This is a genomic window from Marinomonas phaeophyticola (assembly GCF_026966905.1).
In the GTDB taxonomy this organism is placed as follows: Bacteria; Pseudomonadota; Gammaproteobacteria; order Pseudomonadales; family Marinomonadaceae; genus Marinomonas; species Marinomonas phaeophyticola.
The window spans coordinates 323,579-335,842 of sequence record NZ_JAPUBN010000019.1 but is presented as its reverse complement, the minus strand read 5'-3'; the positions used below and the strand labels follow the sequence as shown (position 1 = coordinate 335,842).

Annotated in this window: 12 protein-coding genes; 5 read left to right on the top strand and 7 right to left on the bottom strand. The window is 39.7% G+C overall.

Annotation, left to right across the window (positions count from 1 at the left end; genetic code table 11):
* Positions 1-3: 3 nt before the first annotated feature.
* Genes mreD through O1D97_RS15715 form a run of 3 tightly spaced genes read right to left on the bottom strand, consistent with a single transcriptional unit; the run spans position 4 to position 2,371 of the window.
* On the bottom strand, positions 4-477 hold the full coding sequence (gene mreD / locus O1D97_RS15725) for a rod shape-determining protein MreD (RefSeq protein ID WP_269127118.1): 474 nt from the start codon (positions 475-477) through the stop codon (positions 4-6).
* Positions 474-1,298: a rod shape-determining protein MreC gene (mreC, locus tag O1D97_RS15720; protein WP_269127117.1), complete on the bottom strand. Its 825-nt coding sequence runs from the start codon at positions 1,296-1,298 to the stop codon at positions 474-476. Before mreC ends, mreD begins: the two co-directional genes overlap by 4 nt.
* A 29-nt stretch (positions 1,299-1,327) precedes the next feature.
* Positions 1,328-2,371, bottom strand: coding sequence for a rod shape-determining protein (locus O1D97_RS15715; protein WP_269127116.1), 1,044 nt, complete (start codon positions 2,369-2,371; stop codon positions 1,328-1,330).
* Between the two features lie 247 nt (positions 2,372-2,618).
* On the opposite strand from O1D97_RS15715, the gene gatC reads away from it, so the two are divergent.
* The 3 genes from gatC to gatB are packed head-to-tail and all read left to right on the top strand — an operon-like array spanning position 2,619 to position 5,829.
* Positions 2,619-2,906: an Asp-tRNA(Asn)/Glu-tRNA(Gln) amidotransferase subunit GatC gene (gene gatC / locus O1D97_RS15710; RefSeq protein WP_269127115.1), complete on the top strand. Its 288-nt coding sequence runs from the start codon at positions 2,619-2,621 to the stop codon at positions 2,904-2,906.
* 14 nt (positions 2,907-2,920) lie between these two features.
* Entirely contained in the window at positions 2,921-4,381 is a 1,461-nt protein-coding gene (gatA, locus tag O1D97_RS15705; protein ID WP_269127114.1) for an Asp-tRNA(Asn)/Glu-tRNA(Gln) amidotransferase subunit GatA, read from the top strand.
* Between the two features lie 2 nt (positions 4,382-4,383).
* On the top strand, positions 4,384-5,829 hold the full coding sequence (gene gatB, locus O1D97_RS15700; RefSeq protein WP_269127113.1) for an Asp-tRNA(Asn)/Glu-tRNA(Gln) amidotransferase subunit GatB: 1,446 nt from the start codon (positions 4,384-4,386) through the stop codon (positions 5,827-5,829).
* Between the two features lie 53 nt (positions 5,830-5,882).
* Here the strand turns inward: gatB and O1D97_RS15695 are convergent, their stop codons facing one another.
* The gene (locus O1D97_RS15695; protein ID WP_269127112.1) at positions 5,883-7,124 is read right to left on the bottom strand and encodes a response regulator; all 1,242 of its coding nucleotides are present in this window, start codon (positions 7,122-7,124) and stop codon (positions 5,883-5,885) included.
* A gap of 155 nt (positions 7,125-7,279) precedes the next feature.
* Here O1D97_RS15695 and O1D97_RS15690 point away from each other — a divergent pair, with 155 nt between their 5' ends.
* Positions 7,280-7,534, top strand: coding sequence for a YkgJ family cysteine cluster protein (locus O1D97_RS15690; RefSeq protein ID WP_269127111.1), 255 nt, complete (start codon positions 7,280-7,282; stop codon positions 7,532-7,534).
* 23 nt (positions 7,535-7,557) lie between these two features.
* Complete coding sequence (locus O1D97_RS15685) at positions 7,558-9,234, top strand: L,D-transpeptidase family protein (protein ID WP_269127110.1); 1,677 nt, start codon at positions 7,558-7,560, stop codon at positions 9,232-9,234.
* Positions 9,235-9,293: 59 nt separating this feature from the next.
* On the opposite strand, the gene rlmM is transcribed toward O1D97_RS15685, so the two are convergent.
* The 3 genes from rlmM to O1D97_RS15670 form a co-directional block, all read right to left on the bottom strand.
* Positions 9,294-10,346 carry a 23S rRNA (cytidine(2498)-2'-O)-methyltransferase RlmM gene (gene rlmM, locus O1D97_RS15680; RefSeq protein ID WP_269127109.1) on the bottom strand — a complete coding sequence of 351 codons (1,053 nt, stop codon included), beginning with the start codon at positions 10,344-10,346 and terminating at the stop codon, positions 9,294-9,296.
* A gap of 62 nt (positions 10,347-10,408) precedes the next feature.
* Positions 10,409-11,089, bottom strand: a complete 681-nt coding sequence (locus O1D97_RS15675; RefSeq protein WP_269127108.1) for a TIGR01621 family pseudouridine synthase — start codon at positions 11,087-11,089, stop codon at positions 10,409-10,411.
* A 42-nt stretch (positions 11,090-11,131) separates the two neighbouring features.
* Complete coding sequence (locus O1D97_RS15670) at positions 11,132-12,223, bottom strand: GGDEF domain-containing protein (protein ID WP_269127107.1); 1,092 nt, start codon at positions 12,221-12,223, stop codon at positions 11,132-11,134.
* Positions 12,224-12,264 lie beyond the last annotated feature (41 nt).

Below are 12,264 nucleotides of genomic sequence, written 5' to 3'. Positions count from 1 at the left end.
ACCTTAACGGATAGAGTACATACGACGAACACTTCGCAAAACGATAAAAGACCAAGGCCACAATAAGCCAGTAATAAGCGCAGGCATAAAAATCATTAATGTTGGTTCTGCGTTACCTGCATAGAAATCAATCCAAAAATCAATTAACTGATTTAGACTAATCAGCAGTGCCACAAAGATACCCTGCTGCCAACGGTGGTACATACGCAAGCGCTTATAAAAAACAGCGCAAGAATAAGCAATAATGACATAGGTAAGTGAATGCTGCCCTATTATTCCACCCTGTAATAGATCAACCATGAGACCTAACACCCAAGCAACACCAACGCCTACGCGGAAAGGCAAAGCAATAACCCAATATAAAATCACCAAGAGAGCCCACTCTGGCCGATACCACAGCAATGTTTCAGGAAAGGTTAAGGCTTCAAGCATTAAACCGACAATTAATGTCAATATAAAAACAAAGCTTGATTTCATTCTATGACTCGCTCTGACTTGTCAATCAACATAATATGACGGCTACGGGCTAATTGAGCCAAGGGAACCACATCCACATCAGCATAGGGTTTTCCTGGAACATGCCTAACTGCCCTAACAACACCAACAGGATAATCGCTTGGAAAACGCGTATCTAATCCAGATGTGGTTAAAATGTCACCTTTCTTTACATCAGCAGAATGAGGAACACTTAGTAACTCCATACGCCTTAAGTCACCGACTCCCCTTAAAATACTCCGAAACCCAGTTCTCGAAAGTTGAACTGGAACTTGGTGACTGGCATCGGCTATCAGAAGCACACGGCTATTATAAGCACTTGTTTCAACAACTTGACCTAACACGCCTGTCGCATCAAGCACAGCCTGCCCCACATAAGCACCAGTTGAAAAACCCTTATCGATAAGAATTTTGTGGCTGTAAGCATTTTGATCAAAGCCAATAACTTCTGCCATAATAATTTTTTCTTCTACTTTCTGCGACGCATCCAATAATTCTCTTAAGCGAACATTTTCCGCTCTTAAAGAATCCAGTTTTTGCAATCGACTTCTTAGAACAAGCAGCTCTTGATTAATAGATTGATTCTCTGAAACCAAGTCTTCTCGACTCGCTAAATGTTCAAAGGACCAAGAGATAACCTTTTGAGGCATTGTGACAACTATTTGGATAGGCGTGACTAACCAACTAAGATAAGGTCTGAAAGGAAAAAATACAGAGTGACGAGCGTCACCCCATATCATCATAATAGATAGAAACACTAAAAAGGCAAAACGTAACGCCGATACCTTACCTTCAAAAAACAATGAGCTATTAATAACAAAACTCCTAAGCTCTACTCGTTATCAGCCGTAAATAATTCTGAAGCATGTTTATCCATCATTTCTAACGCCATACCACCACCACGAGCAACACAAGTTAATGGGTCGTCTGCAATAATTACAGGTAAGCCAGTTTCTTCGCTAATCAAACGATCAATTTCTCGGAGTAAAGCACCACCACCCGTAATAACCAAACCAGATTCAGCGATATCACCAGCTAATTCAGGAGGAGATTGCTCCAGCACACCTTTTATAGCCTGAACGATTTGAGCTAATGGTTCCTGTAACGCTTCCAATATTTCCGTACTTCTTAGTGTAAAAGCACGAGGAATCCCTTCTGCTAAATTACGGCCACGAACATCAATTTGCAGTTCATCACCAGTATGATAGGCCATACCAATTTCTGTTTTAATTCTTTCTGCTGTGGCATCACCAATTAAGCTTCCATATTGACGACGTACATAGGTTGTAATCGCTTCATCAAAGCGATCACCGCCCACTCGAATGGATTCCGAGGCAACAATACCGTTTAATGAAATAATCGCGATTTCAGTCGTGCCACCACCAATATCAATAACCATAGAACCTGATGCCTCCGCGACAGGCAAACCAGCACCAATAGCGGCAGCCATAGGTTCTTCTATGATATAAACTTCCCTTGCTCCAGCACCTAGAGCAGATTCTTTAATAGCCCTTCTTTCTACTTGAGTTGACTTACAAGGCACACACACTAGAACTCTAGGACTTGGCTTTAAAATACTATTTTCATGAACTTTCGAGATAAAATATTGCAACATTTTCTCTGTTACATGAAAGTCGGCAATAACGCCATCCTTCAGTGGGCGAATAGCGGTGATGTTACCCGGTGTTCTACCCAACATCCGCTTCGCATCCGTACCAACAGAGGCCACCGTTTTTTGATTTCCGTTATGACGAATAGCAACAACAGATGGTTCATCAAGAACGATCCCGCGATCACGAACATAAATAAGGGTATTAGCCGTCCCTAAATCGATCGATAAATCACTTGAAAACATTCCCCTAATTTTCTTAAACATGAATTTCTACACCCTGATAGATACATTACGATACAGCATGAAAATGTAACAACCATCAGGCTTTTGAGCAAGCCGAAAGGCATTAAATTTGCAAATTGACCCCATCTATTTTCTTGTTTCTTAAAATTATTTTGTTTTTCTTCATTGTAAGGGAGTTTTTAGCCCTAGACGCTTTCTACTCATCTTCTATATAGATACAATAGAAGTTATTTAATTTTCATTCATATTAAATTTATTTAGGTGAAATATGTCACTCAACAAACAAGACGTGCAAAAAATCGCTCACTTAGCTCGACTATCGCTATCTGACAATGAATCAGAACAATACCAAGAATCCATTTCAAGCGTATTAACCTTGGTTGAGCAAATGCAGTCTGTAAACACGGATGGTGTTGAACCTTTATGCAACCCTTTAGAAATGACTCAGAGACTTAGAGAAGATGCGGTAACAGAGTCTAATCAACGGGATTCGTACTTAGCCATTGCCCCTCAATCAGAGAACGGCCTTTATTTAGTTCCGCAAGTTATTGATTAATAGGATTTACTGAAATGCACAGCCAAAACATTACGTTACTTGCACAGAAACTTCGTGCGAAAGAGTTTTCAAGCGTTGAGTTAACCCAACACTTTCTTGATCGCATCAAACAGTTCGACACATCAATTAACAGCTTTATTACCATTACGGAAGAAAAAGCGCTAACGGCCGCAAAAATTGCAGATACTCGCATTAGCAACGGTGAAAAAAATCCTTTAATTGGTATCCCCATTGCTCACAAAGACCTGTTTTGCACGCAGAATACATTAACAACATGCGCCTCAAAAATGCTGAACAATTTTGTACCGCCTTACGAATCAACCGTTACCCAAAGAATGCTAGATTCTGGCAGCATCATGTTAGGTAAAACGAACATGGACGAGTTTGCTATGGGGTCTTCTAACGAAAACAGTTTTTTCGGTAGTGTCAAGAACCCATGGAACCTAGAAGCTGTCCCTGGTGGTTCATCAGGTGGCTCGGCGGCGGCCGTTGCAGCAGGGTTAATTGTTGCCGCAACTGGGACTGATACAGGTGGCTCCATTCGTCAACCCGCTTCGTTTTGCGGTATCACGGGTCTAAAACCCACTTACGGACGAGTATCCCGCTTTGGTATGATCGCCTTTGCTTCCAGTCTAGATCAAGCTGGCCCTATGGCTCGCTCTGCCGAAGACTGTGCTCATATATTAAACAGCATTGCAGGCTTTGATGAAAAAGACTCAACATCCTCTGAGGCTGAAAAAGAAGACTATACGGCTCATCTTAACCAGCCATTAACAGGTTTGAAAATCGGTTTACCTAAAGAATACTTTGGCGATGCTCTAGACCAAGAAGTAGCTAAAGTCACCTTAGATGCTGTAAAAGAGTTTGAGAAATTGGGAGCAACCATCGTTGACATCTCTCTTCCTAACTTAAATCTAAGCATTCCTTCATACTATGTCATTGCGCCATCGGAAGCGTCTTCAAACCTTTCACGCTTCGATGGCGTACGCTTTGGTCACCGCTGTGATGACCCTAAAGACCTGTTAGACATGTACATGAGGTCACGCTCTGAAGGCTTTGGAGCGGAAGTACAAAAACGCATAATGGTCGGCACGTATGCGCTTTCAGAAGGCTATTACGACGCCTATTATTTGAAAGCTCAAAAAATTCGTCGATTAATAAAGCAAGACTTTGTTGACGCATTGTCTCAAGTTGATGTAATCATGGGACCAGTTGCCCCTACCACAGCATTTAAGTTGAATAGTAAAACTCAAGACCCTGTAGCTATGTATTTAGAAGACATTTACACTCTTTCCGTAAATCTTGCAGGCATTCCTGCTATGTCGATACCAGCTGGCTTTATCGATAAGATGCCGGTAGGACTTCAGATAATGGGAAATTATTTTGCAGAAGCAAAACTATTAAATGTCGCTCATCAATTCCAGCAAAACACTGACTGGCATACGCAAACACCTACATTAGCGGAAGGAGTATAAGAATGAATTGGGAAATTGTAATTGGCCTTGAGATTCACGCCCAACTTTCCACAAAATCTAAGCTTTTCTCTGGTGCGGCCGTTGGTTTTGGCGCTGAACCAAACACCCAAACAGCATTAGTTGACCTTGGTATGCCAGGCTCTTTACCTGTTTTAAACAAAGAAGCATTACGAATGGCCGTTATGTTTGGTCACGCAGTGAATGCTGAAATAGGTATGAAGTCGGTATTTGCTCGTAAAAACTACTTCTACCCAGATTTACCAAAAGGTTATCAAACTAGCCAAATGGATGATCCTATTGTTGGTGTTGGACATTTAGATATCACGCTTGAAGACGGCACAGTTAAACGTGTTGGTATTACAAGAGCACACCTTGAGGAAGATGCAGGTAAATCATTACATGAAGATTTCCATGGAATGACAGGAATCGATTTAAACCGTTCTAGCACACCCTTACTTGAAATTGTTTCCGAGCCGGATATTCGCTCCGCCAAAGAAGCCGTTGCTTATGTGAAAATGATTCATTCCATTGTCACATACCTTGGCATTTGCGATGGTAATATGGCCGAAGGCTCAATGCGCTGCGATGTCAACATTTCTTTACGACCTAAAGGCCAACAAGAATATGGTACTCGAACAGAAATTAAGAATGTCAACTCTTTCCGCTTTATCGAAAAAGCCATTCATACTGAAGTAGAAAGGCAGGCCGATATCCTTGAAGATGGTGGCAGAATCATTCAAGAAACACGCCTATATGACCCGGAAAAAGATGAAACCCGCAGCATGCGCTCTAAAGAAGACGCAAACGACTACCGCTACTTCCCTTGTCCCGACTTACTGCCAGTCATTCTTACCCAAGAATACGTAGATGCTATTCGAGCTACTTTGCCGGAATTGCCTGCACAAAAAGCACAGCGATTCATGAGTGAATACAAGTTAAGCGAATATGACGCTAACGTACTGTCTTCTTCTAGAGACATGGCCAATTATTTTGAAGTCGTTACTCAAGCTGCCAAAAATCCAAAACTGTCTGCAAACTGGGTAATGGGTGAACTAAGCAAACTGCTTAATCAAAACCAGATAGATATTATTGATGCACCGGTTTCCGCAGAAAATTTAGGGTTGCTGTTACAACGTATCGAAGACAATACAATAAATGGAAAAACAGCAAAAGATGTCTTCCAAGCCATATGGGATGGAGAAGGCACTGCTGACGAAATCATTGAAAACAAAGGCTTAAAACAGGTTACCGACACTAAAGCCATTGAAGAAATGATTCAAACTATTTTGGATGCCAATCAAGCTCAAGTCGATCAATATCGTGCTGCAGAACCGGACAAACAAAAGAAAATGACCGGGTTCTTCGTTGGGCAAGTAATGAAAGCCTCTCAAGGCAAAGCGAATCCAAGCCTTGTTAACCCTATTCTAATAAAGTTACTAAAAGGCTAAAAAAAAGGCCCTTCACAATAAGTGAGGGGCCTCTTATTTTCAATGTTCACTATTTATTCATACACAAATCTATCTCGACCTGTATTTTTAGCTATATACAGCCTTTCATCCGCTACTTCAATAGCCTGACTTAATGTTGACTGCATTTCACAACACAACCCGCCACTGCAAGTAATACAGATCTCACTCTCCGTAAATGTCATTTCTTTAATATCACTTAAAAAACGCTCTAATCGTTCAACAATTAAACTCATGGATTCAACAGAAATTAATATACAAAATTCCTCACCACCAAATCGACTAATCATTTCCTCAGGAAAACTTTTCTTTAAATGCATTGAAAAATCAGTCAGTAGCGCATCACCAATTAAGTGACCATGGGTATCATTCACACGCTTAAAAAAATCAATATCGAGCATTACAACCGCTAGAGTTCGATCTGATGAAATTGACTTTTGATAAAGAGATTCACCTTCAGTAAATAAGAAGCGTCTATTGTACAATTTCGTTAGAGGATCAATATTCGCAAGATCTCTAATGGTTTGAAGCATTTCCTGTGCTTCAATATTGTGATTGACTCGACAATGAAATTCTTCGTGATAAAAAGGCTTTTTCAAAAAGTCATTGGCACCAGACTTAATAAATTTTGCTGAAAGCGAAGAATCCCCCTCAGCAGATAAACCAATAATAACTAAGTCCTTGAATCGCTCATTATGTCTTAGCATTCGAACCAAATCATACCCATTTATCAAAGGCATATTGTAGTCAGTAATCAGCATACGGATAGCACTATCTTGCTCCAGAATCGCTAATGCCTCTTGACCATCTTCAGCTTCAACTACCTGAAACTGATACTGCTGTAGTAGAATCTTAATAAATAAACGACTTGTTGAGGAATCTTCCGCGACGAGCACTTTAATACGTTTATTTTTTTCTAATCGATCAAGAACCTTCATAACGTGATTAAAAGAATAGCGACTGTCTTTCGTAATGTAATCAACAACACCTTTATTCAGTAGTCTTAAACGTAAATCATCATCAAAATTACCCGTTAAAACAATACAGGGGATCTGCCGATCTAGCACTAAATCAACGATCTCACCATTTTCAGCATCAGGTAAATTTAAATCAACTACAGCCGCAAAGAAATCATCGGAATGCTCTTTTAGACATTCCAGAGCTTCGGCATAACATTTTGCCAACACAGGAATAAACAAATCATTTTGTGATACCAGATATCGAAGAACCTTCAATACTACAGGACTATCTTCAACCAATAATATTTTATTTTTCACGGATCACATCTCTTTGCTTACGTTCATCTAACTACATGATTCTGGTTTCAATACATTTACAGTAAAGAACAGAGTTTTACATAACTTTAATGTTACCATCCTTAGTATAACAATGATTTAAACATTCGCAGTATCTATTAACAAGGACTCATTGTATGGAATGCCGTTCAAATTGTGGCGCTTGCTGCATATCCCCTTCAATCACCAGCTTTATTCCCGGCATGCCCAATGGCAAACCTGCAGGTGTAAAATGCATTCATTTATTAGAAAACATGAACTGTGCACTTTTTAATTCAGAGTCTCGCCCAAAAGTATGCTTTGACTTTAATGCGCACCTAGAAACTTGCGGTAGCAATAAAGAAGAGGCTATTTTACTATTAACCACCATGGAAAAATTCACTCAGTGTTAAAGCCAATCATAAAGGAAGACTTAATGAGGTCGATTACCACAAAAACAGCATGCATTTGCCTTACATCTTTGATTCTTGCGGCATGTTCATCTCCAAAAACTAACAACACCTTTATTCTAACGCCACCAAGCCATAAACAAATTGAAACCAACGTTCAAGCACAAGTGTCCTTAATGTTAACCGCATTTACGCCTGTCGCTGGACAAGCGATCCCAAACAATGCCGTCCTATCCGCTTACGAGCAAAGGGAGTATTCCCCCTTCTGGATCCAGAAAGATAAAATTGATCCAGCCATACACAAATTATTAACCATCCTTGAAGAGTCTTATACACACGGTTTAAACCCCGTACATTATTATACCCAAGAGATTAAAGAATATTTGGCGTTAGCCACACCAAGTCAAAAGCAACTTGCAGAATTAGACGTTATTACTACAATTGCATTTTCCAGCTATGCACACGATTTAAGTATTGGGCGTTATGAACCACAGCTAATTGACCCAAACTGGCAATTAGATGCACCTACAAACGATTGGTCGGAGATCCTTTTCTTAGAAAACACTTCCGATATGATCAACTTTTTACCTCTGCTAGCCCCGAGACATCCAAACTATCAAGTATTGCAAAAGTGGTTAATTTATTACCAGAACCTTAATAATAAAGAACCAGACATTCGCATCAAGGCAGGAGTACCATTAACGTCAGGAGATCAAGGCGAGCGTGTTGCCCAACTAAGAGCAAGATTAATTCAGCTAGGTGACATTCGCTTTTCAACACGAAAAACCAATGAAGATGTCTTTGATGAAAAACTAAAACTTGCCTTGATTCAGTTTCAAAAGCGTCACGACTTAACTGCTGATGGACAAGCGGGTGCTCAAACGATTGAAATGCTCAATATCCCAGTAAAAGTTCGAGCGCAACAAATCGCTTACAATTTAGAGCGCTGGAGATGGCTACCTTCGATACTAGAGTCTGAGCGAATATGGGTGGATTTAACCGATTACAAAGTTCACACCTATCTTAATGATCGACACTCAACAATGAAAGCAGTCATAGGTAAAAATGAGCGTAAAACGCCTGTATTTAAAGGCAACATGACCTATATGGTGACGAATCCAACATGGAGAGTACCCCATAGAATCGCCCAAGAAACCTTGCTACCTAAAATACACCAAGACCCTAACTACTTAACCAAACATGGCTATCAAGTATTTTCGAGCTGGACTGTTGGGGCGAAACAATTGGACCCTTCATCCATTGACTGGTCTAAAGTCGACCACAGTAACTTAAGATATCGGTTTGAGCAGACTCCAGATGATGGTAATGCACTTGGTGCTTATAAGTTCATGTTTCCAAACAAAAACGACATTTATTTACACGATACTCCTGCCAAACATCTTTTTAAAGAAGACATTAGAGCATTTAGTTCTGGGTGCATTAGGCTAGAGCGACCTGAGGAATTTGCACAACTGTTAGTATCCTCAAATACAAAACGAGCGAATGAGCTATCAAAGGCAAAACAGTCCAAAGCAACAAATGTCATTTCCTTACCGAAAGAACTCCCTGTTTATTTGGTTTACTTTACCGTTGTTCCTAATGAAAACGGAATGCCAGAGTTCCGCCAAGATATCTACCAAAGAGATGCGTTAATGGAGGAAGCGATGGGGTATTACCCCTTCAACCCTAAAGACAGCCTCTAAACTATAAAAGCCCGCTTTACACAACATAAAGCGGGCTTTTTATGATCAGGATATTTGGATTAACGCGTAATAATACAGACCGTTATTTCTTCGCGATCATGATACAAATGCTTTGCTTGTAAGCTATACGATATGCCTGCCTGCTTCAATTCTGAATGCATGAACTCAAGACACTGATCCACTTCTTGATAGCGCTTTTTCATTGGTAATTTAAGGTTAAAAATCGTTTTTTTGGTCCACCCTTTAACCAACCACTTTGACATCAATGAAGCCACTTGCATCGGTGTTTCAATCATATCACATACTAACCAATCAACTGGACGTTTAGGTTGATACCTAAAGCCGTCTGACTTCTCATGCTCAACTAAATTCGTTGCCATCAACGCCTTTTGCATTGGTCCATTATCAATTGCAATAACATGAATCCCTCGTTGAGCAAATTGCCAAGTCCACCCTCCAGGAGCCGCACCCAAATCGACAGCCACTAAACCTTCAGACAAATGCTTATCCCACTGATGCGCTGGGATAAATTGATGAAAAGCCTCTTCCAACTTTAACGTTGAGCGACTAGGGGCCGCAGAAGGAAACCGTAATCGACGAATACCCATTAAATGGTCGCTTCTACAAGACGCATAGGACACACCTAAGTAAGCGGACTCGCCATCCAGTAAAAACAAATGATGGCGAACCCCGATAGCTTTAGTACGGATTAAACCAGATTTTTTCCAACCCGCTCTTAAGGGTTTTTCAAACTTCTTAATCAAACTAGATAAAGATTTCGCTTCATTCGTATCCGCTGTTTCTATCCATAAATCTTCAGCAAGGGGCAATGAACGAGCGGCTTCAAGCAAAGACTCCACTCGAGTCCCTTGAGACATTTCCAAAACATCATTAACCGCAATAATTTGGCGAGCAAAAATTAAATTATTAAAATCTAAACCTTCAATTAAACGCTCGCCAGCATCATCTTGATCCATTACATATAAAACAAACCCTGAGTTTTCAGTTACTTTTGCATAACCATAAAACCCTTCTTGATTGGCCAAATCTGAAATTTCTGCAGCGCAATCCTTTTCAAAACCCTGTCGACAATAAAGTAATACGTTCTTCATAAAAATACCTCTGGCGCCCATTTTACATGTTAACAGCCACTCAGAGAGAATAATCTTATTGTTTATTCGATCAAATTTAACTTTTTATCATAAAACTGCTGAATTAGAAGGGTTGACTCACTATTAAAGCTGTCACTTGCTTCTGGCAGAAGAAAATAGGCTTCCATTTCACCTTTCCATAAAAAAGATAAATAACAAGCGTGCAGATAACCTCTGTCTGACTCGGAACCTCCGTAACGAGTATCACCTAAAATTGGCGCACCGATACTTTTCATTGCCACTCTCAATTGATGCGTTTTTCCTGTTTTTGGCTCAAGAAAATACAAACGTTTTCCTGGAGATATTGAAATAGAATAAAACCGCGTTTCAGCCACATTCACATCCGTTTGCGTCAGTTTCCATTGCCCTCTTCTACTAGGAGACATACCACCTTTAATAAGACCTTGCTTTTTCTTGGGCTTTTTATCAGAAATAGCAACATACAGCTTACTCACCCTTCTTTCCTCGAATAAGCGTCCAAACGCTTGGGCGGCAGATTTATTTAAAGCCACCACACACAACCCAGAAGTCATCTTATCTAATCGATGCACAGGAAAGAGCTCTTTATACGATGTGATAGTATAAAGGGACTCAATAAAGCCAATAGATTCAGATTCTGCATGAAAGCTCATTCCATGGGGTTTATGCACAACTAAAAAATCCGCATGTTTATGCAAAATGCGAATCTTTATTATTTCTTTCATAAGGAACTCAAAATTTGATTAGAAGTAAAATGACTTTTGGTGTTAATAGATAGAGTAGGTTTTCACTCTATTACGACCTTCATCTTTTGCAAGATAAAGCGCCTGATCCGCTTCGGACAGAACCTCTTCATACCTCATGGTATTAAAGTTAATAGACGAAATACCAATACTAACCGTGACGGGCACCACAATGCCTTGTTTCGTTTCAATTTGCAGATCTTCAATATTTGCTCTCATTGCTTCCATACTTTGCTCGGCACTTAATACATCCGTGTCTGGCATGACAATCACAAATTCTTCTCCACCATAGCGCCCCAATTTAAAACTAGCATCCATTTTCGTTGCCATCTGTTGTGCTACTTCACGCAATACTAAGTCTCCCGCGTCATGACCATAGGTATCATTAATCTTCTTAAAATGGTCTAAGTCGATGATGGCAAAAGAACATTTTTTTCCATTAAAAGAAGAACCGGCAAAAACATCTACGGCGTCTGCAAGTACTTTTCTTCGATTTGAAATCCCTGTTAATTCATCCACTTCAGCTAAGTGCTTTAAATGCTGGTTAGCTTTAATAAGCCGACTAATCAATAGATTCATAATTAAAGAAGCAAAAATCATACTGATACAAAAAGTATAAGCACTGAGCCATACTTGCTGTTGAGGCGTAACCAATATGGATGTCTCTGGCGCAATAAATTCACACAGAAAAAAGCCAATAGAACCAAGCAAAACAAGGTAAATTCTTTTTAAATAATGTTTTCTTTGAAACACGGTAAAAGAATAAATTGGATATAGGGAAGTAGCCCAATGCAAATCGCTATTAGCACCAATAAAGAAAAATGAACTTATTAAGAGGTAACCAATTAAAAAAAACGGCAAAAAAACAGCCGATTTACTATGAAACCCTTTTAGGTTGAGTCTAAATCCCATAATACCAATAAAAACGGATATCATCTGAAACCAAACAATCGGCCATTGTGATACAAACACAAAAAAAACACACAAAAAAGCAATGCCAGATAAACTTAGGATATAAGATAGATTAATGATTTGTAGATAATACAAGCTATCATCGGATCTATCCGTAATCCCTGAATACAAAATATCGTCTATTTTCTTTGAAAAGTACTTCAAGTGAGCGGCCTATTCAACTTATATCATGAAAAATTAAATGT

Excerpts from the sequence above, each read along its gene's own strand:
- O1D97_RS15690 (WP_269127111.1), top strand. The coding sequence starts at position 7,280 with ATGGAATGCCGTTCAAATTGTGGCGCTTGCTGCATATCCCCTTCAATC.
- gatC (WP_269127115.1), top strand. The coding sequence starts at position 2,619 with ATGTCACTCAACAAACAAGACGTGCAAAAAATCGCTCACTTAGCTCGA.
- O1D97_RS15685 (WP_269127110.1), top strand. The coding sequence starts at position 7,558 with ATGAGGTCGATTACCACAAAAACAGCATGCATTTGCCTTACATCTTTG.
- mreD (WP_269127118.1), bottom strand. The coding sequence starts at position 477 with ATGAAATCAAGCTTTGTTTTTATATTGACATTAATTGTCGGTTTAATG.
- gatA (WP_269127114.1), top strand. The coding sequence starts at position 2,921 with ATGCACAGCCAAAACATTACGTTACTTGCACAGAAACTTCGTGCGAAA.
- O1D97_RS15715 (WP_269127116.1), bottom strand. The coding sequence starts at position 2,371 with ATGTTTAAGAAAATTAGGGGAATGTTTTCAAGTGATTTATCGATCGAT.
- gatB (WP_269127113.1), top strand. The coding sequence starts at position 4,384 with ATGAATTGGGAAATTGTAATTGGCCTTGAGATTCACGCCCAACTTTCC.
- rlmM (WP_269127109.1), bottom strand. The coding sequence starts at position 10,346 with ATGAAGAACGTATTACTTTATTGTCGACAGGGTTTTGAAAAGGATTGC.
- O1D97_RS15675 (WP_269127108.1), bottom strand. The coding sequence starts at position 11,089 with ATGAAAGAAATAATAAAGATTCGCATTTTGCATAAACATGCGGATTTT.